Source organism: Hymenobacter montanus, from assembly GCF_014699115.1.
GTDB classification, from domain to species: domain Bacteria; phylum Bacteroidota; class Bacteroidia; order Cytophagales; family Hymenobacteraceae; genus Hymenobacter; species Hymenobacter montanus.
This window is the reverse complement of sequence record NZ_JACXAD010000002.1, coordinates 1-23,327: the sequence shown is the minus strand read 5'-3', so window position 1 is coordinate 23,327 and position 23,327 is coordinate 1. Positions and strand designations below refer to the sequence as shown.

Annotated in this window: 19 protein-coding genes; 11 read left to right on the top strand and 8 right to left on the bottom strand. The window is 57.7% G+C overall.

The window, feature by feature from the left end; translation table 11 throughout:
* Positions 1-119 precede the first annotated feature (119 nt).
* From IC235_RS01845 to IC235_RS01825, 5 genes are all read right to left on the bottom strand, one after another.
* Positions 120-1,013: a 1,4-dihydroxy-2-naphthoate polyprenyltransferase gene (locus IC235_RS01845; RefSeq protein WP_191003470.1), complete on the bottom strand. Its 894-nt coding sequence runs from the start codon at positions 1,011-1,013 to the stop codon at positions 120-122.
* Between the two features lie 184 nt (positions 1,014-1,197).
* Positions 1,198-1,770: a glutathione peroxidase gene (locus tag IC235_RS01840; protein WP_191003469.1), complete on the bottom strand. Its 573-nt coding sequence runs from the start codon at positions 1,768-1,770 to the stop codon at positions 1,198-1,200.
* A gap of 282 nt (positions 1,771-2,052) precedes the next feature.
* Positions 2,053-2,634 carry an LOG family protein gene (locus tag IC235_RS01835; RefSeq protein WP_191003468.1) on the bottom strand — a complete coding sequence of 194 codons (582 nt, stop codon included), beginning with the start codon at positions 2,632-2,634 and terminating at the stop codon, positions 2,053-2,055.
* 87 nt (positions 2,635-2,721) lie between these two features.
* Positions 2,722-4,557 (bottom strand): arginine--tRNA ligase, encoded by a 1,836-nt coding sequence (gene argS / locus IC235_RS01830; protein ID WP_191003467.1) that lies wholly within the window; start codon positions 4,555-4,557, stop codon positions 2,722-2,724.
* A gap of 171 nt (positions 4,558-4,728) precedes the next feature.
* Positions 4,729-5,325 (bottom strand): hypothetical protein, encoded by a 597-nt coding sequence (locus IC235_RS01825; RefSeq protein ID WP_191003466.1) that lies wholly within the window; start codon positions 5,323-5,325, stop codon positions 4,729-4,731.
* A 442-nt stretch (positions 5,326-5,767) separates the two neighbouring features.
* Between IC235_RS01825 and IC235_RS01820 the strand changes: the two genes are divergently transcribed.
* Positions 5,768-6,919: an alpha/beta hydrolase family protein gene (locus IC235_RS01820; protein WP_191003465.1), complete on the top strand. Its 1,152-nt coding sequence runs from the start codon at positions 5,768-5,770 to the stop codon at positions 6,917-6,919.
* A 737-nt stretch (positions 6,920-7,656) separates the two neighbouring features.
* On the top strand, positions 7,657-9,969 hold the full coding sequence (locus tag IC235_RS01815; RefSeq protein WP_191003464.1) for a T9SS type A sorting domain-containing protein: 2,313 nt from the start codon (positions 7,657-7,659) through the stop codon (positions 9,967-9,969).
* 134 nt (positions 9,970-10,103) lie between these two features.
* On the opposite strand, the gene IC235_RS01810 is transcribed toward IC235_RS01815, so the two are convergent.
* Entirely contained in the window at positions 10,104-11,078 is a 975-nt protein-coding gene (locus IC235_RS01810) for an arginase (RefSeq protein WP_191003463.1), read from the bottom strand.
* A 316-nt stretch (positions 11,079-11,394) separates the two neighbouring features.
* Here IC235_RS01810 and IC235_RS01805 point away from each other — a divergent pair, with 316 nt between their 5' ends.
* Both IC235_RS01805 and IC235_RS01800 read left to right on the top strand, forming a co-directional pair.
* Positions 11,395-12,789, top strand: coding sequence for a type III PLP-dependent enzyme domain-containing protein (locus tag IC235_RS01805; RefSeq protein ID WP_191003462.1), 1,395 nt, complete (start codon positions 11,395-11,397; stop codon positions 12,787-12,789).
* Between the two features lie 106 nt (positions 12,790-12,895).
* Positions 12,896-13,051 carry a hypothetical protein gene (locus tag IC235_RS01800; RefSeq protein ID WP_191003461.1) on the top strand — a complete coding sequence of 52 codons (156 nt, stop codon included), beginning with the start codon at positions 12,896-12,898 and terminating at the stop codon, positions 13,049-13,051.
* Between the two features lie 570 nt (positions 13,052-13,621).
* On the opposite strand, the gene IC235_RS01795 is transcribed toward IC235_RS01800, so the two are convergent.
* Complete coding sequence (locus tag IC235_RS01795) at positions 13,622-14,203, bottom strand: D-glycero-alpha-D-manno-heptose-1,7-bisphosphate 7-phosphatase (RefSeq protein ID WP_317173512.1); 582 nt, start codon at positions 14,201-14,203, stop codon at positions 13,622-13,624.
* 15 nt (positions 14,204-14,218) lie between these two features.
* Here IC235_RS01795 and hemG point away from each other — a divergent pair, with 15 nt between their 5' ends.
* Together hemG and IC235_RS01785 are read left to right on the top strand one after the other, a co-directional pair.
* Positions 14,219-15,547, top strand: coding sequence for a protoporphyrinogen oxidase (gene hemG, locus IC235_RS01790; protein WP_191003459.1), 1,329 nt, complete (start codon positions 14,219-14,221; stop codon positions 15,545-15,547).
* Between the two features lie 121 nt (positions 15,548-15,668).
* Positions 15,669-16,409 (top strand): polyprenol monophosphomannose synthase, encoded by a 741-nt coding sequence (locus IC235_RS01785; protein ID WP_191003458.1) that lies wholly within the window; start codon positions 15,669-15,671, stop codon positions 16,407-16,409.
* Between the two features lie 193 nt (positions 16,410-16,602).
* Here IC235_RS01785 and IC235_RS22545 read toward each other — a convergent pair whose 3' ends face one another.
* Positions 16,603-18,726 carry a transglycosylase domain-containing protein gene (locus IC235_RS22545; RefSeq protein ID WP_191003457.1) on the bottom strand — a complete coding sequence of 708 codons (2,124 nt, stop codon included), beginning with the start codon at positions 18,724-18,726 and terminating at the stop codon, positions 16,603-16,605.
* 163 nt (positions 18,727-18,889) lie between these two features.
* On the opposite strand from IC235_RS22545, the gene purB reads away from it, so the two are divergent.
* From purB to IC235_RS01755, 5 genes are all read left to right on the top strand, one after another.
* Positions 18,890-20,230 (top strand): adenylosuccinate lyase, encoded by a 1,341-nt coding sequence (gene purB, locus IC235_RS01775; protein WP_191003456.1) that lies wholly within the window; start codon positions 18,890-18,892, stop codon positions 20,228-20,230.
* Between the two features lie 378 nt (positions 20,231-20,608).
* Positions 20,609-21,058 carry a DUF6252 family protein gene (locus IC235_RS01770; RefSeq protein ID WP_191003455.1) on the top strand — a complete coding sequence of 150 codons (450 nt, stop codon included), beginning with the start codon at positions 20,609-20,611 and terminating at the stop codon, positions 21,056-21,058.
* Between the two features lie 99 nt (positions 21,059-21,157).
* Positions 21,158-21,625 (top strand): hypothetical protein, encoded by a 468-nt coding sequence (locus tag IC235_RS01765; RefSeq protein WP_191003454.1) that lies wholly within the window; start codon positions 21,158-21,160, stop codon positions 21,623-21,625.
* A 107-nt stretch (positions 21,626-21,732) separates the two neighbouring features.
* Positions 21,733-22,839, top strand: a complete 1,107-nt coding sequence (locus IC235_RS01760) for a glycosyltransferase family 9 protein (protein WP_191003453.1) — start codon at positions 21,733-21,735, stop codon at positions 22,837-22,839.
* 78 nt (positions 22,840-22,917) lie between these two features.
* Positions 22,918-23,307, top strand: coding sequence for a COG3415 family protein (locus IC235_RS01755; RefSeq protein WP_223847029.1), 390 nt, complete (start codon positions 22,918-22,920; stop codon positions 23,305-23,307).
* Positions 23,308-23,327: the final 20 nt, after the last annotated feature.

Sequence of the window (23,327 nt, the reverse complement as noted above, 5' to 3'; positions counted from 1 at the left end):
TTCCCGACAGCAAAACAAAAAAGCGGCTCATCGGAGCCGCTTTTTTGTTATTCCATGGTTTGGTGCCCGGGCCCGCCCGAGGCATACCAGCGCGTGGCCCCAGCATCAGGGCCCCGGCTTCACATCACCTGCCCCACCCCAAACAGCAGCGTAAAAACCAGCGTGCTCAAAGCCATTTGCTTGAGCAGCGGGTCAATCTGCATGGAATCTTGCCGCAGCCACACCTGGACGGCATTGAACGCGAACAGCGGGGTAGCCAGCGCGTACAGCCACTGCCAGGCCGAGTGGTACGTGAGGGCCACGAACACCGTCGCGCAGCCCAGGCCCAGCAGCAGGAGCAGCCAGTGGTAGCGCCGGGCACGAATGGCCCCCAGCCGCACCGGAATGGTGATTTTGCCGGCGAGCAGGTCGGAATTAATGTCGCGGATGTTGTTCACGTTCAGCACCGCCGTGGCAAAGCAGCCCAGGGCGGCGGCGGGCAGTAGTACCGGCAGTGGCAGAGCCCGCGCCTGCAGAAAGTACGTGCCGCCCACTCCTACCAGCCCGAAGAACAGGAACACCGAAAGGTCGCCCAACCCCGCGTAGCCGTACGGGTTCGAGCCGGCCGTGTAGTTCACGGCCGCCCAAATGGCTGCCAGCCCCAACGCCAGGAACCCCAGGAACAGCCCCAGGCCCCCCGCGCCCAGCGCCACCCACAGTAGCACGAGGCCGCTCGCCAGCGCCAGCAAGCCACAAATAACCATGCCCCGCTTCATCTGGGCGGGCGTGATGGCCCCGCTTTGCACGGCGCGCTGGGGCCCCTGGCGGTGCACGCTGTCGGCGCCGTTCTGGGAGTCGCCATAGTCGTTGGCGAGGTTGCTCAACACTTGCAGCAGGATGGTGGTGAGCGCAGCCAGCCCTACCACCAGCCCATTAAAACGGCCCGCCGCCGCGGCCAGGAAGCCACCCGTGAGGATGCTAGCCAAGGCCAACGGCAGGGTGCGAGGACGGAATGCGGAAATCCAGGGAGACATGGGCAAGGACAATACGGTACTAAACCAAACCAGCGGCAAAATAAAACGTCATGCCGAACTGGCCGAAAGCTCGCTTCTCTACAAAAGAGTAGTCCAATCTTAGGATTTACGCTCGTGGTAGAGATGCTTCGGCCAGCTCAGCATGACGGTCGGTTAGCTCAGCTCATGCCGTGACGATTAACGACTACTTGGTGATATCGGCCACCAGCTCGGGGCTCAGCGGCGTCACCCTGGAATTATAGAACTTCACGACGCGGCCTTGCTCATTGACCAGGTATTTGCAGAAGTTCCAGTTCGGAGCCTCGCTTATTGCGCCATTCTTGCTTTTGTCGGCCAGGTACTTGTAAAGCGGCGCGGCATCCGCGCCCTTCACCGAAACCGTTTCAAACAGTGGGAAGGTGACGCCAAAATTCTTCTCGCAGAAGGTGGCGACTTCGGCGTTGGAAGCCAGCTCCTGGTTGAAGCTGTTGGACGGAAAGCCGAGGACGACCACCTTGTTGCCATACTTCTTTGATAGCTCCTCCAGCTCCTTGTACTGCGGGGTGAAACCGCATTTGGAAGCGGTATTCACAATCAGCAGCTTTTTGCCCTTGTATTTACTCAGGCTCACTTCTTTGCCATCGATGGATTTCACTTTGAAATCATATACGGAAGGAGGAGCAGTGGTTTCGGCGGGGGTAGTCATGGCGGTAAATTGAGCGGGCTTGGCGGCGATAAAGGCGGCGGTAGCCAGCGTAAGCAGAATCGTTTTTTTCATGGGGCGAAGGTAATAATTACGGGTTCGACAGCGTAACCGCCCGCAGACCAGCAGGGTTTTAATTCGATGGTTGTTGGTTGTCTGTTCTGACGGCTTTTGTCAGATGTTCCAGTTGTCGATTCAGAGCAGATTTTAGATTAGCCGAGCGCGGCTGTGGGAACCTCAGGTGCCCCCCTGGGGTCGTACCCTGTTTGCCTCATGCGCGAAGCCGCAGGAAATGGGAGCCGGGCGACGGGACACGGAATAAAAAACGGCTCAAAAACCAACTATCAGCAACTACAATCAAGTGCTGGGCGGCGTCAGCCACTTCTCTAGCCGCACCGGCTGGTAGGCGGCCAGCTGGGCCAACAGCGCTTCGGGGTCGGCCGATTGCAGGAGCTGAGCGCGATTCTCAGCGCGCAAGAGCTGGTCGTCGCGCATGCGGTCGAGGGCCAGCAGCAGGTGGTCGTAGTAGCCAGCTACGTTGAGCAGGGCCACGGGCTTTTCGTGCAGCCCCAACTGGCCCCAGGTCAGGACTTCGAACAGCTCTTCCAGCGTGCCGTAGCCGCCGGGCATGGCGATGAAGGCATCGGCCCGGTCGGCCATCAGCAGCTTGCGCTCGTGCATGGATCCGACCACGTGCAGCTCCGTACAGCCCAGGTGAGCCAACTCTTTGTTGGCCAGAAAATCGGGGATAACGCCCACAACCCGGCCCCCATGAGCCAGCACGGCGTCGGCAATGGTGCCCATCAGGCCCACGCGCCCACCGCCGTATACCAACGTAAGGTTTCGGGCAACGAGCGCTGCCCCCAAGGCCCGGGCCTGGGCCACATAAAGAGGGTTGGTTCCGGCACTGGAGCCACAATAAACAGCGACGCTTTTCATTAGGATAACCCAGCTTTTTAGGGACTAGGTCGTTAGATGCTAATCATTGGGCAGCCGGCAACGCAGCCAGCGTGCCAACTGCGAGAGTTACATGCGTTCGGGGGCTTGCATGCCCAGCAGGCCGAGCGACGCCTTGATCTGCTCGCCTACACGGGCCGACAGGGCTACCCGCAGGCTGCGCCGGGCCGGGTCGGGCTCCTGGAAAATGGAAACTTCGGCGTAGAAGCGGTTATAGGCTTTGGCCAGGTCATAGGCATACTGGGCTACCACGGCAGGCGACAGGTTGCGGGCTGCCTCGGCCACCACCGCGGGGTAGCGGGCCAGCTCCTGCACCAACTCCCGCTCGGTGCCATCGAGGCTAGCGATGCTGGCCCAGTCGGCCGTTTCGCTGATGCCCAGCTCGGCCGCTTTGCGGCGGATGGCCGCGATGCGGGCGTGCGAATACTGAATAAACGGCCCCGTATGCCCCTCCAGGCTCACCGACTCTTCGGGGTTGAAGAGCATGCGCTTCTTGGGGTCGACTTTCAGCAGATAGTATTTCAACGCGCCCAGGCCGAGCATATGGTACAGTTCTGCCAGCTCGGCATCGGTCAGGCCTTCGGTTTTGCCTTTTTCGAGGGTGGCGGCTTGGGCGGCGGCCACGACCTCGCGCACCAGCTCGTCGGCGTCGACCACGGTGCCTTCGCGCGACTTCATCTTGCCCGAGGGTAAATCCACCATGCCGTAACTCAGGTGATGAATCGCCTCGGCATAGGGCTTGCCCAATTTACGCAAGGTGGCTTGCAGCACCTGCATGTGGTAGTTCTGCTCGTCGGCGATGACGTAGATGCTGGAGTCGTAGCCAAAGTCCTGGTACTTCAGCTCGGCCGTGCCCAGGTCCTGGGTGATGTACACGCTGGTGCCGTCGGCGCGCAGCAGCAGCTTTTCGTCCAGGCCCTCGGCTTGCAGGTCGACCCACACCGAGCCGTCTTCCTTCCGGAAAAACACCCCTTTTTGCAAGCCTTCCTCGACCCGTTCCTTGCCCAGCAGATACGTAGCGGACTCGTAGTAAAACTTGTCAAAATCGACGCCAATGGTCTGGTAGGTTTCGTCGAAGCCCTCGTACACCCAGCCGTTCATCTGGCGCCAGAGGCTCACTACTGCCTCGTCGCCGGCCTCCCAGGCTTGCAGCATCTGCTGGGCCTCGGTGATGAGCGGGGCGCTTTTCTTCGCGATATCGGGAGCCACCCCTTCGGCTTCGAGCTGACGGATTTCTTCGCGGTAATGCTTCTCAAACAGCACGTAGTATTTGCCGGCGAGGTGGTCGCCCTTCAGGCCCGCGCTCTGCGGCGTTTCGCCGTGGCCGAAGTGCTGGTAAGCAATCATCGACTTGCAGATGTGAATGCCGCGGTCGTTCACCAAATTCGCTTTGGTGACGGCAGCGCCGGTGGCCTTCAGAATCTCCGCCACCGAGTAGCCCAGAAAATTGTTGCGCAAGTGGCCCAGGTGCAGGGGCTTGTTGGTGTTGGGCGACGAATACTCGACCACCACCCGGCGCGGACCCTCGGTGGCTACGGGCGCGGTGGCCGGCTGCGCGCGCAGCTGGCCAAACACCGTCAGCCACTCCGAGTCGGCAATTTCGAGGTTCAGGAAGCCTTTCACCACGTTGTAGCCGCTCACGCGGGGCTCGTGGGCTTGCAACCACTCGCCCAGCCCCTGCCCGATTTGCTCCGGGCCCTTGCCCAAGGCTTTGGTGAGGGGAAACGTGACGAGGGTGAAGCTGCCGGCAAACTCCTTGCGAGTGGGCTGAAGCGTGAGGCTGGCGGCGGAGATTTCAACCCCGAAAACAGCCTGAGCGGCGGTTTGCAGGGCGGTTTTGAGGGAGTTTTCTAACTGTTGCACGGGGCAAAGGTACGGGCAAGCGCTAACCTTACGGGACCCCATGGGGTGGGCCCCGGCTTACTCACCGCCGCGAGGCCCAAAAGAGTGGGCACCAGTTCCGGTTCTCTCGGTGGCCTGCTGGCTCCGGCCCAGCGCCAGCCAGATGAACAGCCCACCTAAATTTAAGCGACGGCCGCCCTGCCAGGGTTTAGCGGAGTTGGAGCTCGTTGTTGCTCACTTTCTTGGACGATTGTACCATTTATAATTCTGCCACTGCTTCAGTTTGCGCCAGCTCTTCGGCAATGGTTGTTCTTTGTCACCCCATCTATATAGGCCCCCTAAATCAACCAACGATTTAATTAGAGAGACCACTGCGTAATGCTGGTTGTGGTACCTGTTTACCACTAATACTTGGTCATGTACAGAAACTTCAATGGGATAAAAGTCACCATAACCGACCGCTATTTCAACTCTGCTAATATGGTTTAAACGGGCCTTTTCTTCTTTCATCCGATCTCTCAGTGCAGCGGCTTGTTCGTACTGACTTGCTAAAAGCACACATCTTTCTTCAACGTTGTACCGATTCTCAATTGCGGCAACTGCGGCGGCATCCGACTGCAGAATCGAAACAAGAGTAGCTGAGTCCTTCAATACCTCTCCAAATTCACCGGTAGCCAAGTGGATAGTAGCTGTTAACGCTATATCAAGGCCCGTTTGCTGTTTGTATTGTTGGCTAATAGTTTGGAAAGTAGGCGTTTTCTCTTTAAAGAAAATTTCTGCTTGACAAAGGCCCATTGTGGCTATAAGGCTTAGTTGGTGAATAGCAAACATACTTCTACTCTCACCTAGCAGATATTCTTAAGGAGCCTGAGTTAGCACAATGAGCTGATTGCCGAGTAGCGTCGCCGCTGGCTTCGCGGGCAACGCGGAAGGCGAAGGCTTTGTCAGATTACAGGCTTGTGGTAATGGCGCCGAGCTACAAACCCTTCTTTCTATCGGGGAACCTTACTCCCCGCTCAGCATCTGCTTTATGCGCAGAGCCCCCAGGAGAGGGGAGCCTGACGATTCCAGCCCGCGCATGACCGGGGCCCCCCTCTCTTGCGGAGAGGGGGTTAGGGGGTGAGGTCCCGGTCGTGCCTTCGCTACCGGGCCTCCCCGGAACGCCGGCCCCATAGAACGGCGTTAGGGTTTTGATTCCTCCACTTCAAGCCTTTCCCGTGTGTCGCTATTCCGCTTTTCCATCGTTTCCAGATATCGCTTTGTATGGTTGTTTATGGCATTGCTGGCCGCCCCAGCCTGCAAGAGCAATGCTCCGGAGCCAACCACCGCCCCTCCCACCGCCGAAGCTGCCGTTCTGACCGGCAGTACCCTTATTGGCGAATACAGCACGACCGCCCTGGCCGGGCGCGTGCCGGGGGTGCCCCTGGCGGGTAGCCTGGTGCGCTACCCCATCCGGGTGTACCGGCTTACCTATCACACCCAGACTCCCGAGGGAGCCGAAACGACGGCCTCCGGGGCGGTGCTGGTGCCAGTGGGGGCTGGTCCGCTGCCCGTGCTCAGTTACCAGCACGGCACACTCGAACCCCGTAGCGAAACTCAGGCGCCCTCGTACTACGCCACTGGCAGCGACGTCTGGTCGGTGGTGTCGGTGCTGGCTTCGGCGGGGTACGTGGTGTCGGCGCCCGACTACCTAGGCTACGGCGCCTCCAAAGCTCTGCCCCACCCCTACGAGCACGCGGCTTCGCTGGCCTCGGCCTCGGCCGACATGCTACGGGCCACGCGGGAGTTCTGCCAGCAGCAAAACGTCGGGGTCAACCCGAAAAACTTCCTGCTTGGCTACTCCGAGGGCGGGTACGCCACCATGGCCTTGCACAAGCTGCTGGAAGAGCGATACGCTACCACGCTGCCCGTTACGGCCAGCGCCCCCGGGGCGGGAGCCTATCACAAGACGGCCTTCGCCCGCTACGTTCTCGGCGCCACGCAGCCGCTTAACTTCCTGAGCACCTACGTATGGGTGCTGCGAACCTACGACCGCATCTACCGCTTAAACCGGCCTCTCTCCTTCTACTACCAGGAACCGTACGCCACGCGGTTGCAAGCCGACCCGTTCGCCGCGGTGCCCAGCCAGCCGAACCAGCTATTTACCCCGGCCTTCCGCCAGGCGGTGTTAGCCAACACCGATGCGCCGTTTGCCGCCGCCTTGGCCGCCAACGATCTTTACGACTGGCGGCCGCGCGCTCCGCTGGCCCTCTTCCACGGCACCGCCGACGATTACGTGCCCTTCTTCAACTCGCAAGATGCCTATGAGGCCATGCGCGGGCGCGGTGCTACTCAGGTTGAGCTGCACCCGATTCCGGGCGGCAACCATTTCTCATCGGCCGCTGCCTATACACTAGGGGCTTACGCATTTATCAGTCAGTATTAACTGCAAGTAGTGCCGTATTCCCTTTCGTGTCGCTAATCCACGTTGTGGAATAGCCGCGTAGCGGTGAGAGGTTGGTAGCATCTTTACCCTGTGACAACCAGAGCCGCGTCGCGGTGGCAGAGCCGCCGGACGAGTCTGTCACCGCTACGCGGCTTCAACCCCGTTCCGGCTGCCCATGCTACCAACCGCTCGCCGCGACGCGGCTGTTCGGCAACTTGAGTTTGCTATCGTCTCCCCTCTCCCGAAACTTCGCGCCTGAAGCGAACGAGGAGCGTAGCTGGTAGCACCCGCCCTGACAGCTATACCCCGTTTGTCGCGCATGCGCTAGGGGTCGAAGTAGCTTTCGCCGAGTTCAACGCCCCCCCGGACCAGTAGGCACCGGACCCCGGGGCTGGGCGGCGCACGCTCAGTCCCGGGAGTCGGGCCGTATTTAACGGCCGTCAAATCCAAGGAACACAACCGCAACAGGTAGTGGAATTTGTCCTCGGGCGGTTATAATGGCGATTAGCAGGTCGGATAACAATTAAGTTAGTTCTTCGCCTACTATGATTGCTTCCTAAACGCTTTGTTTTATATCTTGAATTTTGGTGAGTTGGTAAAACAAGTCCGTTTACCTATATGCCAGTTGTAAGCTTGGTCATAGCAATTCTAAGTTACCATTATCGTTCAAGCTTTAATCAGAGGTAGCCTGCGAAGGATTAATCAATAAAAAAATTAATTAAAATCCGGTTTATACCATGAAAATTATTACGTTAATCATAGCAACCCTGTTAATAGCAACTCTTGGTTTTCAAAATGCTTTAGCACAAGCTCCTATAGCCCCTGTAGGTACCATTAAACAATCCTGGGTAGGCAATACGTTTAGCAGATTTATTGATCTACAGAGGGTTGAGAGAGTACCGGAAGAACTTGAAGACATAAAGCTTGGTAACGGGGCCTTATTCTTCGCCGGGTATCACGAAAGAGGCGGAGGTGGTGCTTCATTCAATACCACTGACGGGAGTTTTTCGGGGCAATATGATGGTTTTAATTCCGGTTTTGGAAGCCCCGTAAAGGCGGTAGCTGCCACTGCTGATAATGTCTATTTTGGTACACCCGGCCAAGGGATAAAAAAATATGCTTACGGGGGATCTTTAACTCCGCTGGTCACTTATTTGAATGGGAAAGATATAGAGGGGCTGTACATAAAGAACGAAAAAATGTACATAAGCAATTACACCGACAATAAGGTTCATATATACAATATTATTACCATGACAGAAGATATCAGTTGGGCAGTAACTAATCCAACCAGGATAACGGTGGACAACAATGGAAAGATATGGGTACTGCAGTGGGATCCTACCAGCAGTCAGACACCGGCTGATGGACCTACCTGGTACGGGAAAAACATTCTTTCGTTTTCAAATACGGGGGTACCGGGAGCAAGCATTTCTGATTTTGAAAAGCCTAAAAGCTTAGCTATCGACAACCGTAACCAATTGCTGGTAGGCGGCCTGAACGAGCATAGCCAAATTTGGAAGTATGGCAACCTATCGGGCACCCCGAGTAAAGTAGGTACGTTTGGAGTTATGAACGGAATATTCTCCGGGGTTGCAGGGCAGTTTAACAATACCGCCAAGCTACACTGGATAAGTGGTATTGATGTTGACGCAGCCGGAAACATCTATGTAGCTTGTCGCTACGGAAGTTTTTGGGGCGCGGCGGTTGAGAAATTCAATGAAGCCGGCACCTTGCAATGGCGGATTTTTTGCGGGTCTTCATTGGATGGCGGGGGCATAGATCCTGATAACGAAACCGAGGTTTACACCAAATATCACCATTACTCCCTGGATTATAGTAAAACCACGCCCGGCAGCGAATGGTCCTTAAAAGGGTTTACAATGAATCGTTTCAGATATCCTTTGGACCCCAGAGTCGACCATTTAACCGATGTTATAGTACGCTCATTGGGCCATGGTGTATTTAGAATCCAAGGCAAGCTGTTTACTACCCGCTCAGATCAGGCAGGGTATGATTTGGAGATGTTTCGTTTCGACAGAACAAATGACGGTGAAGTTGCCATTCCATCGGTCATAATGCCTACGGGCTTTAACTATAACATTGCTACCTATAACCCTACAACCCGTACGTGGAATACTGTTTTAGGCAGGGAAGAATATACATCTTACTCACAGGTTAAGAAAAACGGGGATATCTATATGCTGGCCCAAAAGCCTAATCCTTTTGATCATTGCATCAAGTATCCGTTTAAGGGCTTTGATAGTTTTGGCAATCCTGTTTACAATACTTCTACAATTGCTCCAATCCCTGATTCCAGATACAGATCAAGTGGATTGGCCTTGGATGAGGATACCGATTGCTTATACCTGATTGCAAGCCTTACTACTGATAGGGATGGCGACAATAAGTATATACGATGCATCCAGAATTGGAATACTAGTCCATCTGAAAAGTGGATTGCGAATGTTCCTTTCAATGATTTACAGTATACCCCCGAAATAAACTACGGCGGCGGCCGTGTAGTTGCCATAAGAGTAGCGGGTGATTATTTGTTCGCTGCATACGGTTATGGGCACATCCGAATTTTAAATAAATCGACCGGATCTTTAGTGGGTACTATAACCCAAAATATGAATGGGTGGATCGGTGGCGAGGGCCAGGTGGATGCCAAATGCGGAATAAATGTTTTTAAACGCAGCAATGGCGAGTATGTGATTTTATTTGAAAATGCTGGAATGGGCAACATTCAAATGCATAGATGGTGCCCAACCGGAGATTGCAGAGAAGTAATAACGGCAACCAATCAAGATAACCAAATCCGCAATTTATACAGCCTGCACCCCAACCCGACCAAAAATCAGCTCTACCTTTCAGGAAACATTTTAAAGGGTACTACTTATGAAATAAACTCCATAGAAGGAAAGTTGTTGCAGAAAGGCGCACTAGATGCTGGAGTCATTTCCATCGAAAATCTTAAAGTCGGACTATATATTATCAGAATAAAAACCGATGCGCGGGAGTGGGTGCAGCGGTTCGTAAAAGAATAAATCCAGATGAGGTTTCACAGCGGCCTTTACCCTGTATACGAATTAGAAAGCTACTCTGAATAAAGATAAAAACACCGAATTAAAAGCGGTCGTAAACCCCTCTTTTAATTTGGTGTTTTTACTTTTCAATTGATTCACCGGCTCACCACCTCATTGAGCCGCAGGCGCCGTTCGATGGCTTCGGTAGCGGCTTCCAGAATACTGAAAGCATTTTTAGCCATGGTATTCTCGCTGTCGAGCGTGGGGTTGATTTCGACCATCTCGAAGCACACTACCCGGTCGTTTTCGAGCAGGGCGCGGCAGAGGGCAATGGCTTCGGGCACGTCGAGGCCCAGCTCAACCGGCGTACCAGTACCCTTGCTGAAGCGCGAGTCCAGCGAGTCCACATCAAAGGAAATGTACACCAGGTCGCAGAAACGCAGCTGCTCATAAATCTCGCGGGCCACCTGACGCGGGCCTTTGGCGCGAAACTCGGGCAGCTTAAAGTTCTTGATACCCAACGATTCGATAATGGCATTCTCCTGCTCCTCGGTGTCGCGCACCACCACGTACACCAGGTGGTCGGGGCTGAGCTTGGGGCCGGGCTCGCCGAGGTTTTGCAGGCGATGCCAGAAAAACTCGGTTTCCGGGTCGGGCCGGTTGCGCTGGTGGGCGAGGTTGTCGAGGCCCAGGGCAGCGGCCAGGGGCATGCCGTGCACGTTGCCGCTGGGGGTGGTGTAGGGCGAATGAATGTCAGCGTGGGCATCAATCCAAACCACGCCCAGGGTTTTGTGCGGGTACGTAGCCTTGATGCCGGCAATGGTAGCGTTGGCGCTGCTGTGGTCGCCGGCCAGCACCAGCGGAAACTCCCCAAAACGTAAGGTTTGCTCCACAGTATTGGCAATGGCCTTTTGCACCGTGTAAATAGAGTCGATGTGCTTGGCGAATGGAAAGTGGTTTTTGTCGAAGAGCACGTGGTTCAGGTCCGGGACCGTTACGGAGTTGAACCGGCTGAAATAGTTACAGCCCTTGTTGAGGCAGGCCACGCGCAAGGCATCGATGCCCATACTGGCCCCGCGGGTACCGGCCCCCAGCTCAGAGCGAACCTCCAGTAGTTTTATGCGTTTCATCGGGTGGGAATTGTAGGTAGGACATGGCGGCATCGTTCCAAGGCGGCTCTCAGTCGTCAGCTGCTGGTAGCCAGTCGCTCGGGTCGAAAACCCGTGCTCACTGACCATCAGCAACCGACAACTACAGAATAACCTTCGAGCGCTGCCTTGCGGGAGAGGGACGCTCTACCGTAGCCAAGTCGCTTAATTCCATCGTCACGATGCAAGGCGGGACGGCTCACGAACAACTGCTTGCTCCTGCCACTTCCGCACCCCGGCGGTACTTTTGACCCGCCCGAAGCAAATATCGGCTTTTCTCGCCGCATTCAAAAATAGAATGGACACTTACCACGACCTAATTTCCCAAACGTTTGACTTCCCTACGGCCGACTTTACCGTCCAAAACCACGAGCTGCGCTTCCACGATATTGACCTGATGGGCCTTGTGGCGAAGTACGGCACCCCGCTGCGCCTCACCTACCTGCCCAAGATCAGCTCCCAGATTCAGCGGGCCAAGCACTGGTTTGCCGAGGCCATTCAACAAACCAACTACCAGGGCTCGTACACCTACGCCTACTGCACCAAGTCGTCGCACTTCCGTTTTGTGCTGGAAGAAGCCCTGAAAAACGACATCCACCTCGAAACTTCGTCGTGGTTCGACATCAGCATCATTCGCAACCTGCACGCCCAGGGCAAGGTCGACAAGCAGAAGCACATCATCTGCAACGGCTTCAAGCCCGAAGCCTACAAGCAGGAAATCGCCGACCTGATCAACGACGGCTTTGTGAACTGCATGCCCATCATCGACGCGCCGAACGAAATCGACTATTACCACGACCACGTGCGCGAGAAGGTGAACCTGGGCATGCGCCTGGCTTCCGACGAGGAGCCGCGCTTCCAGTTCTACACCTCCCGCCTGGGCATCCGGTACGCCGATGCCATCCCGCTCTACGAGAAGCGCATCAAGGAAGACCCGCGCTTCGAGCTCACCATGCTGCACTACTTCATCAACACCGGCATCAAGGACACGTCGTATTACTGGTCGGAGCTGAGCCGCTTCGTGCACAAGTACTGCGAGCTGCGCAAGGTGTGCCCCACCCTGACCACTATTGATATTGGCGGCGGCTTCCCCATCCAAACCAGCATCCAGCCCGAGTACGACTACCCGTACATGGTAACCGAGATTCTGCGGACCATCCAGCGCATCTGCGCCGAGGAAGGCGTACCGGAGCCCGACATTTTCACCGAGTTCGGCATCTTCACGGTGGGCGAAAGCGGCGCCATCATCTACAGCATCCTCGACGAAAAGCTGCAGAACGACAAAGAGCTGTGGTACATGATCGACGGCTCCTTCATTACCAACTTGCCCGACACCTGGGCGCTGAACCAACGGTTTATCATGCTCGCGGTCAATGGCTGGGAGAAGGGCTACAAGCGGCTTCAGTTGGGCGGCCTCACCTGCGATTCCCAGGATTATTACAACGCCGAAAAGCACATCTACCAGGTTTTCCTGCCCGAACGCAAGCCCACCGACACCCAGCCGCTCTACGTCGGGTTTTTCCATACCGGCGCCTACCAGGAGAGCCTGAGTGGCTACGGCGGCATCAAGCATTGCCTTATTCCCGCCCCGCAGCACGTTATTCTTGACCGTGCCCCCGACGGTACCCTTATTGACACCGTGTTCGCGCCGCAGCAGGAAGCGGCGAGCATGATGCGGATTCTTGGCTACTAAATAGTACTATTTTTCGCCCTCATCATTTTTTCATCAGGTATAGGCTAACGTGCTTATCTTTGAACTTCAGCTCAGCCGCGTCATCCTCCACCCGTTTTTTATAATTATGAAAAAGTTCGTTTTGCTCGCCGCCGGTGTTGCTGCTCTTTCACTCGGCGCTTGCAACCGCCAAAAGTGCCCGGCCTACACCAGCACCAAGGAAGCCAGTCGCATTTCCTCGCCCATTACGGCTAGTACGGCTACGCCCGCCACCCGCCAGTAGGCTCCGAACTCGATTACCGCAGGCCGGCTTCCTCCGTAGGAAGCCGGCCTTTCTACTTTTAGCTACCCTCGGCCATGTTTAGGAAAATCAAAGTCGAAATCGTTCGGTTTGTTGATGATCCCTTTCCTGGTTTCGTAGAATGCCGCTTGGTCGATTGGGGCAGCGCCCGTGGTTCTTCGTAGAGAAAGTCCCGGTTGTAACAGCTTAGCATCTCGACTCGGCCAGTGTTTATCCCCGCCCGGGCGTCATTGCCGGCCGGGTGGTTGAAACGAAATTTAGCAAGGGCCAGGCAGTTATCCGGGTAGATACCGAGCCCCCCTGGGGCATCTGTGCAGTAGATGGCGCAACCCTATTTGATATTTTCCCGGAGCAACTGACTGAGGAATAGCCGCTGTCCGGGTGGTGGCCCGAATTGCCCGGAGGGCTTCGTGGTACCACTGGAATGACTGGTGGCAACCCCGTTCTCCCGAGTAGTGGTGCTACGAACCGCTCCGCGGGATTCGTAACACCACTCGGCTAGCCCCCTGCCGGGTTTGGTCCTTTTCGCTCAGTGCTCGTTCTCACCTTGGGTTAATTTGCCGGCGCAGCTCCCAGGATAACATCGGTGGCCGCCCGCAAATCTGCTACCCGGGGGGTGAAATCAACCGGCTCCGTTTCGCCCACCATGATGCCGCGCACGCCAATCTTAGCCCCGGCCTCCATGTCGCGGTACCGGTCGCCGACTATCCAGCACTGAGCCGGGTCGAGGTTGAAGCGGGCCACGGCTTTTTCGAGCATGCCCGAATCGGGCTTGCGCAGGATGGACTCGCTCACGCTCGGGTGGGCCTCGCTGAAATAAAGGGCGTCGAGCGCACTGCCGCAGGCGGCTTGCAGTTGGGCATGACAGGCCCGCACCTCCGTAGCCGTGTAGAGCTGCTTGGCGATGCCAGCCTGATTGGTGACGACAATCAGGTAGTAGCCAGCGGCTTTGAGGCGGGCTAGGCTTTCGGGCACGCCGGGGCTGACGATGAACTCCTCCAGCTTCCACACGTAGTCGCCGATTTCGTTATTTAACACCCCGTCGCGGTCGAGAAAAATGGCTTTGTTCTTTGTAGTCATCAGGGCAAAGCTACGGGCGCCCCGCCAGATGGGGTAGCTACCTTTGCCACCCACTTCCGCGACGACTCTATGAACATTGCGATTATCGGCGGCGGCATCAGCGGCCTCACCCTCGCCTGGTACCTGCAACAAGCCGGCGTGGCCTACGACTTGTTCGAAGCCAGCTCCCGGCCCGGCGGCAACCTCCACAGTTGGCCCACGCCCGAAGGCTACCTGCTCGAAACTGGTCCCAACTCCCTGCAGCTGAGCGTCGAACTAGAAGAGCTGCTGGCCGAACTCGGCCTGACCGACCAGATTGAGGACACCGCGGCCGTGAGCCAGCACCGCTTCGTGCTGCGCGGCGGCCGCTACCGCCAGTTGCCGGGCTCACCGCCGGCCCTGCTCAGTAACGGGTTCTTCAGCGTGCGCGCCAAATGGCACCTGCTGCGCGAGCTGCGCCGCCCCGCCGGTCCGCCCGACGTCAACGAAACCGTGGCCCATTTTTTTCGCCGCCGTTTCGGCCCCGAAATCGTGGACTATGCCGTCAACCCCTTTACGGCCGGCATTTACGCCGGCGACCCGGAGAAGCTGCTGCTGCACAAAACCTTCCCGCAATTGGTGGCCCTGGAGCAACAATACGGCTCGGTGCTGCGCGGCCTGGCCAAAACCGGTAAAGGAGCCCTGCGGCGGCGCATTGTCTCGCTTAAGCAGGGAGTGCAAACCATTACTGACACCCTCGCGGCCAAGCTCTCGCACTACCATCCCAGCACTGCCGTAACGGGGGTCGCCCGCCGCCCCGACGGCACTTACCAGCTACAGCTTGCGCCGGCCACCAACTCAGCGGCCTATACTCACCTGGCGCTAGCCCTGCCGGCTTATGGCGCCGCCCCGCTCCTGGCGCCCCTTTTTCCGCAGGCCGCCCGCGCCCTGGCCGCGGTGCACTACCCCCCGATGAGCGTCGTCTTCTCGGCCTACGACCGGGCAGCCGTCGCGCATGCCCTCAACGGATTTGGGGCCTTGCACCCCAAAGTAGAGCAACCCTACGCGGCCGGCTCCATCTGGACCAGCGCCATCTACCCGGGCCGGGTGCCCAAGGGGCAAGTGCTGTTCACCACGTTTGTCGGGGGCGCGCAGTACGAGGAAGCCGCCCACCAACCCGAAGACGCCCAAAAGGCCGCCGTGCACGCCGAATTAAGCCGCTTCTACGGCATTGTGGGTGAGCCGCGCTGGCAAGGGCGCTACGTATGGCCCCGTAGCATTCCGCAGTTCGACACGGCTATCGTTGGCGCCCACGTAGCTGCCAAGACGCTCGAAGCCGACAACATCGTGGCGGTTGCCAACTGGCGGGCCGGGGTGAGCGTACCCGACTGTGTGCGCTATGCCCGGCAGGTAGCTAATGCCTTAGCTGCTGGCCAATAGTAGGTTTTTGGCTGGCACCAGGGATCAGTTAATATAACTATTATTATTTAATTGCTAAATAATAGCCCTGGGCACCGTATCAGCATGCAGCTTCGTGCGGCAAAACCCTATCTTTGATCCCATGAGTGAAGGCCTCGTCCTAATTCCTACCTACAACGAGCGCGAAAATGCGGAATTGATTATCCGAAAGGTGATGTCTTTGCCGAAGGCGTTCGATCTGTTGATTATCGACGACGGCTCGCCTGATGGCACGGCCGCCATTGTGCGAGGGCTGCAGGCTCAGTTTCCAGGCCGGCTGTTTTTAGAAGAGCGTAGCGGCAAGCAGGGCTTAGGTACCGCCTACCTGCACGGCTTCCGCTGGGCACTTGAGCACAGCTACGAATACGTATTCGAGATGGACGCCGACTTCTCGCACAACCCTGACGACTTGGTGCGCCTGTACGAGGCCTGCGCCCTTGAGGGGTTCGATATGGCCATCGGTTCGCGCTACATTCAGGGGGTGAACGTGGTCAACTGGCCCATGTCGCGGGTCCTGCTGTCTTTCTTTGCCTCCTGGTACGTGCGCCTGATAACCGGCATGCCCATTCGCGATGCCACCGCCGGCTTCAAATGTTACACGGCCCGCGTGCTGCGCACCATCGACCTGGCCAGCATTCACTTTGTGGGCTACGCTTTTCAGATTGAGATGAAGTGGCTGGCCTACCAGTTGGGCTTTCGCATCAAAGAAGTGCCGATTATTTTCACCGACCGCACCCGGGGCACCTCCAAAATGTCGAAGGGCATTTTCGAGGAAGCCCTCTTTGGCGTGTTGCGAATGAAAGTGAGCAGTTGGCTGCACCCCCTGAAGCCGGCAGCCAAGTAAAGCCAGCCTTAGCACGTGGAACGCAGCTTGGACGGTGGCGCGCCCGCGCTGTGGTGAAATCGTTTAAGGTTGTGCCACATAGGCCCAGCTACCGAGCATAATACACAAGAAGCAAAAAGGGACGGCCGAATGGCCGTCCCTTTTTGCTTTATCCCCCTCACAAACCAGCGGCTTGGTGAGGATGAAAGCTCCCCTATTTGGGAGCCGTCGGCGCGTCCTCATCCCGGGCTCCGGAATTCACGCCGGCGTCCGGGGCGCCGCCGGTGTTCAGCAGATCAATCAGGTTGAGGGGCTCAAATTGACTGGAATCGGCCGCGGCCGTGGTGCGCGTAGTATCCGGGCGGGTGGCAAAGTGCATGTACTGACGCGCGGGACCGTTGAGATTAAGCGCATAGGACAGGTTCCCACGGTCCGCATTAGTGATAAGGCCGCGGTTGGCCATAATGTCGGCAATTAGCCGAAAGAAGTAGCGGGTGCTGCGGCGCAGGTCGCCGTAGGCATCGAAGGAATAGCGGTAGAACTTAGGCTTGGGAATGATGCTGGCCAAATATAAGCTTTCCGCCAGGTTGAGCTCGCTGGGGCGCTTGCCGTAGTAGAACAAAGCAGCATCCTTCACGCCGTATACGCCCCGCTTGCCGCTGGGCCAGCGGTACTTGCTGGGGCCCCACTCAATAATATTCAGGTACACCTCAAACATGCGCTGCTTGCTGGCCATGTGGGTGTTTTCGAGCAGCCACACGATGAGGGCCTCCTCTACCTTCCGGGCTACGGTTTTTTGGCGGGTCAGGAACACGTTCTTGACCAACTGCATCGATAAGGTGCTGCCGCCGCGGGCAAAGCGGCCCTCTTTGATGTTCTGAATAGCCGATTTCACGAACGCCTGCTCCATAAAGCCCCGGTGCGTGAAGAAGCGCGGGTCCTCGGCCGTGGTAATGGCGTGGATGAGGTAGGGCGACACGTCGTTGTAGGAGACGAAGTCGGGGTTGGGCGGCCCCACGGTGAAGCTGCGGACCGAGTCGCCCTGGTCATTGTAGGCCGTGTAACGGAAAGACGTGTTCAGCTTGTTCAGGTCTTCCTCGCCGAAGGCGGTGAGTTGAAAGTTCCTGCCCTGCAGGCTGGAATCAAATTTCAGGCTATCGACCTTAGCCATGTCGAGGCTGGTCCTCAGACGATACGTGAGCGTGCCCGTACCCCGGGCCCCGCGCACTTCGTCGAAGATGCCGGTGGGCAAGGACGCAAAGAAGTCGTTCGCCCCGGTTTCAGCCGAAGTCACGCTGATATTAACCGCCAGACTAGGTTTCATCCGCACGCTGATTTCGGGGTTGAACACCAGCTTGTTCACCGTTATCTGGCTGCCCTTTTCCAGCGCCATCGTGCCCCGGCCCAGCGTAGCCACGAAGTCGAGCGACCCGCGCTGCACCTCAATCTCGTTGGCGGCCAGCTTCGGGTGGTATAAGCTAAAGTTCCGGGCGGCCAGCGAGCCGCGCACCATCAGCTCCCCCCCCGCATCGTTGCTTTCAAAATCCTTGCTGTCGAGGCGGACCAGCACCGTATCGAAGCTCACAAGGGCCCCGAACTGGCGGGGCACGTAGGGCAACTGCACCGAGCTGCCCCGGCCGAACACCCGGGCCGAGAGGGAATAATCACCCGGCTCGATGTGCCCGCTGATGCCTAATTCGTTTGTTACGGAATCGATGTTCGCCGTGAGTTGGCCGGTAATGTCGCCGTCCTTGATCTGCAGCTCCGGCAGGCGCAACAGCGCCATGTGGTGCGGACTGTTGTAGCTCACGTAAAAATTCTTGAAGCTGGCCTCCCCGGGCACGTTGTCAAACGCGGTTTCGAGCACTTGGTTCAGCAGTAAGCCATAATTAGTGCCTTTGGTGACATCGCGCGGTACAACGGGGGTTTTCTGCTTCTTAATCAGAAATCCAAAGTTGTCGCTCGTCGGGGTTTTCCGGGCCGTCAGGTGCGCCGCCATGATTTCCAGTTCACTGAATACCGGGCGGCCGGCGAACAAGGAGCGCACGCTCAAGCTGGCCTGCAAACACTTGGCAGTGAGCAGGGTATCGGTAGGCGCCGCACTGGGCACGAGGCTCATGCCCGCGATTTCCACCGTTTTAAAGCCGACGAACCGGGCTCGCCCCAGGGTGAGAACGACCGGGTACTTGCGCTCAACTTTGGCCTTTATTTTCTCCAGCGCATACGTCAGGAGCTGCTGGCGCTTCCATTGAAATACGGCGAAGGCCAGTCCCAGCAGCAGGGTTACACCAGCCAGAATGCGGATGAAAAGTCGTTTGGTGGAAGGGGATATGGACACGGAACTCAGGAAGGTGGGCGGTTTAGCCAATGTCAAAGGTAAGAAGAACGGTTGCGCTAAACCGAAATTTACCTGGGTGATTGACCCAGCTAGCGGGGCCGGCCCGCGCACCGGCGCCCCCTGGCACGGGTTCACAGGTCGCGCCGTTCCTACTTTTGCCTTCATGCCGAGTTCCCTTACTGCCCTGTCGCCCCTCGACGGGCGCTACGCCCGCGCCACCGCCCCCCTGGCCCAGCGCTTCTCCGAAATGGCCCTGATGCGTTACCGCGTGCTGGTCGAAGTTGAGTACTTCATCGCCCTGGCCGAGTTGCCGCTGCCCCAGCTGCAAGACGTGCCGGCCGCCACTTTCCCCGCCTTGCGCCGCCTCTACGAAACCTTCGCCGAAGCCGACGCCGAAGCCATCAAGGCCCACGAAGCCATCACCAACCACGACGTGAAAGCCGTGGAGTACTGGCTGCGCGACCAGTTCACGGCCCTGGGCCTCGGGGGCTTCCTCGAGTTCATTCATTTCGGCCTCACGTCTCAGGACGTCAACAACACGGCCATTCCCCTGAGCTTCCGCGATGCCTTGGTGGGAGTGCTGCTGCCCGGCTACGCCCAGGTCCGCAACGCGCTGGCGGCCCGGGCTCAGGAGTGGGCGGCCGTGCCCATGCTGGCCCGCACTCATGGGCAGCCGGCCTCGCCCACCCGGCTGGGCAAGGAGCTTGAGGTGTTCGTGGCCCGGCTCGACGCTCAGGTGGAGTTGCTGGCTCAGGTTCCGTTTGGCGCTAAATTCGGCGGGGCCACCGGCAACTTCAACGCTCATTACGTGGCCTACCCGCAAGTCGACTGGCACGCGTTTGCTGCCACTTTCGTGAACGACCGGCTGGGCCTGCACCGCTCGTTTCCCACTACTCAAATCGAGCACTACGACCACCTGGCGGCCCATTGCGACGGCCTGAAGCGTCTCAATACTATTTTGCTCGACCTGGCCCGCGACGTGTGGCAGTACATTTCCCTCGGCTACTTCCGGCAAACCATCAAGGCGGGTGAGGTTGGCTCCTCCGCCATGCCGCACAAGGTGAACCCCATCGACTTCGAGAACGCGGAGGGCAACCTGGGGGTGGCCAGCGCTCTGCTCGAACACCTCGCCGCCAAGCTGCCCGTCTCCCGCCTCCAACGCGACCTGACCGATTCCACGGTACTGCGCAACCTGGGCGTGCCACTGGGCCACATTCTCATTGCTCTGGGCGCCCTACAGCGGGGCCTGTGTAAGCTGGCCCTGGATGAGTCGGCGCTGCAGCGCGACCTGGCGGCCAACTGGGCCGTAGTGGCTGAGGGCATCCAAACCATTCTCCGAAGAGAAGCTTATCCCGACCCCTACAACGCACTGAAGGCCCTTACCCGCACCGGCGAGGCCATTTCGGCGGACAGCATCGGAGCATTCATTGATGGGCTGAACGTGAGCGAGGACCTAAAGGCTGAGCTACGCGCCATTACGCCCAGCACCTACGTAGGCCGCTGAGCGCCCGTGCACCCTTTTATTTTTATTTGCCTGCCTCGTGCCCCGCACCGGGCAAGTTGATAGTGGTACCCACCAAAGGCATCCGCCGGAGATTTTGCTGAATTTCCCAGACAACTCAATCATCGCGTGAGCACATTGGCCGGCTGCGAGTGGTTTATGAATTGAGACTAATCGGCCGCATTTACGAGGCGGCAGAATTATACGGTGGTGCCAATGAAGCAGCGGCTCCGTTACACATCATCCTTTAGAGCCGGTAAACAGTTGATTTAAGGAAGCAGATTTATCTGATTCGCGCAATCATTAGGACTTGGCTCATTCCTTGCTTTGCCAACATCAGCTACCAGGCGACTGCCTGGTATCCCTCCTTTCCCCTTCATCATGAAATTCACTTTGCGTTTTCTTCGCATCGCTACCACCGTATTGGTGTTCGCATCCCTCGCTGCTTGCTCAAGAAAGAATTTGCCACCTACCATGTATATGAGCTGGACGGTTGACGGCACCAATATGAAGGCCGAGTCTCATACGGCTGCCCCAATTGGCAACGTAATTATAGCTAGTGGAACCGCTAAAGAAACCCCTACTGGCATTTACCTCACTCTACCTAAAAGCGTGGGCACTTACCCAGCCCCCCCCAGCACCTCGGTAGATGCCGCTACCTATCGGGTGAGTAATAGTGATGGCACAACCCAGGATTATAAAAGCACTTCCGGCACCATTGTTGTAACAAGCATCACGGACAAAACCATCGTTGGCACGTTCACCTTCACCGGCAGCGATGGTACCGTTTCGAAAAATGTGACTAACGGTAAGTTTAGCCTTAACTTCTAAGGGAATTAATAGTTAAATACCTCTTCTGTTAACGTCTGCCAGCGTTACCACTCGGCGAGTGCTGCGTGTTTTTACTCACCATTTTTGCACATTTTTCCTATGAGTTTCTCTTTGCATTCCCTCCGGGTCGCCACTACGGTATTGGCGTTCGCCTCTCTCTCCGCCTGCTCGAAAAAGAAGGATGATCCGGCTCCAGCTCCCGCTGCTCCGGCTACCGGCGTGAGCTGGACGATTGATGGCAGCAACGTAACGGCCGCTGGCGTCCTCGCCAGATCAGTTGGCACCGGCGTTATAATTACCGCAAGTACCACGAGCAATACGAGCGTTATCCTAGGGGTAGCCAGAAGAGTTGGCACTTATGCTCTTCCCGATCCGACGGGCACAGGCGATCAGGCAGCTCTCTACTCAACCGGCCCAGCCGCAAACCAGACCTATAATGCTACTGCGGGTACAATCACCGTGACCAGTGTCACTGCTACTAACATTGTTGGTACCTTTACCTTCACGGGCAGCAACGGCACAGCTTCGAAGACTGTGAGTAACGGCCAATTCAACGTCAATTTTTAAGGGCTCCTTGTTTTATGGCCGCCGTTGCTCCGCTGGGGCAGCGGCGGCTTTTTTATGGGCGGTGCCACCCAGCGCTATTTTTGCCTTTTCATCCGCTTCCCGACCTCGTGCCTCATCTTCTCGACAACTGTGTTGTGAACTCCGATTGCCGTCACTTTCGCGGCGATCTGCCCTGCCGACCCAATAAAGCCGCTGGCTACCTGTGCCAGGGGTGCGCGGTGTACGCGCCCGTGAGCAGTCGGGTACTCATCATTAAACTCGGAGCCATCGGCGACGTTATCCGAACTACCCCGTTGCTACGGCGGCTGCGGGTGGAGCAGCCGGGCTGCTTCATCACCTGGCTCACCCACACGCCCGCTATTCTGCCCCAGGCGGAAGTCGATGAAATTCTGAAGTTTGATTTCGCCAGCGCCTTGCAGCTCCAGGCCCGACAGTTCGACGTGGTCATCAATCTCGATAAGGAGAAGGAAGCCTGTGCCTTGCTGAACACCATTCCGGCTAAAGCGAAGTTTGGCTACGCCCTGCGCCCGCACGACGGCGTGGCCTGGCCGGTAAACGAACGGGCCGAGCACAAATTTCTCACCGGCCTCTTCGACCAGGTTAGCCAAGCCAACACCAAGCCGTACGTGCAGGAAATCTTTGAGCTCTGCGGCTTCGATTTCCGGGGCGAAGAATACGTCTTCGACACCCACGAAGACAAAGGCTACGACTGGAGCCAGCTACCCGTTGCTGCTCCCCGCATCGGCGTCAACACCGGCTGCGGTGACCGGTGGACCACTCGCCTCTGGAGCGACGAAAAGTGGACCGCTCTCATCCAGGACCTGCAAAGGGCCGGCTACACCCCCGTGCTCCTGGGCGGCGAGGCCGAAGATGCCCGCAACCGCGTGCTCCACGCCGCCACCGGGGCGACCTACCCCGGCACGTTCCCCCTCCCCCAGTTCATCAACCTGATGCACCAGATGGATGGCATCGTGACCCAGGTTACCATGGCCATGCACATCAGCATCGCGTTGGGTAAGCCTACCATCCTCATGAACAACATCTTCAACCCTCACGAATTTGACCTCTACGGCCGCGGCCAGATCGTGCAGCCCGACCGCGAATGCGTCTGCTTCTACCGGGGCACCTGCCAGTTCGGCACCAGTTGCATGGAGGATTTACCAGCCGAGAAAGTGTTGCAGGCGGTGCGCGAAAGCATACCATTGCCGCGGTAACATCCGAGAGCGTATCGGACAAGTTAGAGCGGTTTTGCAGTTAATGTACACTTTTTCCTGCATTGCGTATGCAGGTTAATGAAAGCGTATTCGGACGATTTGCGGGAGAAAGTGGCGGCCGCCTGCCAGCGGCCGGGACAGCGGCAGCACGCGGTGGCGGCGCAATTCGGGGTGAGGTTGTCCTTCGTGGCCAAGCTGTTGCGGCGCCAGCGCACGAGCGGCACGGTGGCGGCCAAGCCCTGGAACGGCGGTCCGGCCCGGTGCTTGGACGCCGCCGCGCAAGCGCAACTCGTGGCCTGGGTGGGCCAGCAGCCCGACATCCCGCTGGCCGAGTTGCGGGCACTGCTCGCGGCCCAGAACGGGCTGCGCGTGTGCGTGAGCACGGTCTGGCAGGTACTGGCCGCGCACGATTTGCGGCGCAAAAAAAAGCCCTGCATGCGGCCGCACGCGACACGCCCCGCGTCGTAGCCCTGCGCGGGGCCTTTGTC

Excerpts from the sequence above, each read along its gene's own strand:
- IC235_RS01845 (WP_191003470.1), bottom strand. The coding sequence starts at position 1,013 with ATGTCTCCCTGGATTTCCGCATTCCGTCCTCGCACCCTGCCGTTGGCC.
- IC235_RS01840 (WP_191003469.1), bottom strand. The coding sequence starts at position 1,770 with ATGAAAAAAACGATTCTGCTTACGCTGGCTACCGCCGCCTTTATCGCC.
- IC235_RS01835 (WP_191003468.1), bottom strand. The coding sequence starts at position 2,634 with ATGAAAAGCGTCGCTGTTTATTGTGGCTCCAGTGCCGGAACCAACCCT.
- argS (WP_191003467.1), bottom strand. The coding sequence starts at position 4,557 with ATGGGGTCCCGTAAGGTTAGCGCTTGCCCGTACCTTTGCCCCGTGCAA.
- IC235_RS01825 (WP_191003466.1), bottom strand. The coding sequence starts at position 5,325 with ATGTTTGCTATTCACCAACTAAGCCTTATAGCCACAATGGGCCTTTGT.
- IC235_RS01820 (WP_191003465.1), top strand. The coding sequence starts at position 5,768 with ATGGCATTGCTGGCCGCCCCAGCCTGCAAGAGCAATGCTCCGGAGCCA.
- IC235_RS01815 (WP_191003464.1), top strand. The coding sequence starts at position 7,657 with ATGAAAATTATTACGTTAATCATAGCAACCCTGTTAATAGCAACTCTT.
- IC235_RS01810 (WP_191003463.1), bottom strand. The coding sequence starts at position 11,078 with ATGAAACGCATAAAACTACTGGAGGTTCGCTCTGAGCTGGGGGCCGGT.
- IC235_RS01805 (WP_191003462.1), top strand. The coding sequence starts at position 11,395 with ATGGACACTTACCACGACCTAATTTCCCAAACGTTTGACTTCCCTACG.
- IC235_RS01800 (WP_191003461.1), top strand. The coding sequence starts at position 12,896 with ATGAAAAAGTTCGTTTTGCTCGCCGCCGGTGTTGCTGCTCTTTCACTC.
- hemG (WP_191003459.1), top strand. The coding sequence starts at position 14,219 with ATGAACATTGCGATTATCGGCGGCGGCATCAGCGGCCTCACCCTCGCC.
- IC235_RS01785 (WP_191003458.1), top strand. The coding sequence starts at position 15,669 with ATGAGTGAAGGCCTCGTCCTAATTCCTACCTACAACGAGCGCGAAAAT.
- purB (WP_191003456.1), top strand. The coding sequence starts at position 18,890 with ATGCCGAGTTCCCTTACTGCCCTGTCGCCCCTCGACGGGCGCTACGCC.
- IC235_RS01770 (WP_191003455.1), top strand. The coding sequence starts at position 20,609 with ATGAAATTCACTTTGCGTTTTCTTCGCATCGCTACCACCGTATTGGTG.
- IC235_RS01765 (WP_191003454.1), top strand. The coding sequence starts at position 21,158 with ATGAGTTTCTCTTTGCATTCCCTCCGGGTCGCCACTACGGTATTGGCG.
- IC235_RS01755 (WP_223847029.1), top strand. The coding sequence starts at position 22,918 with ATGAAAGCGTATTCGGACGATTTGCGGGAGAAAGTGGCGGCCGCCTGC.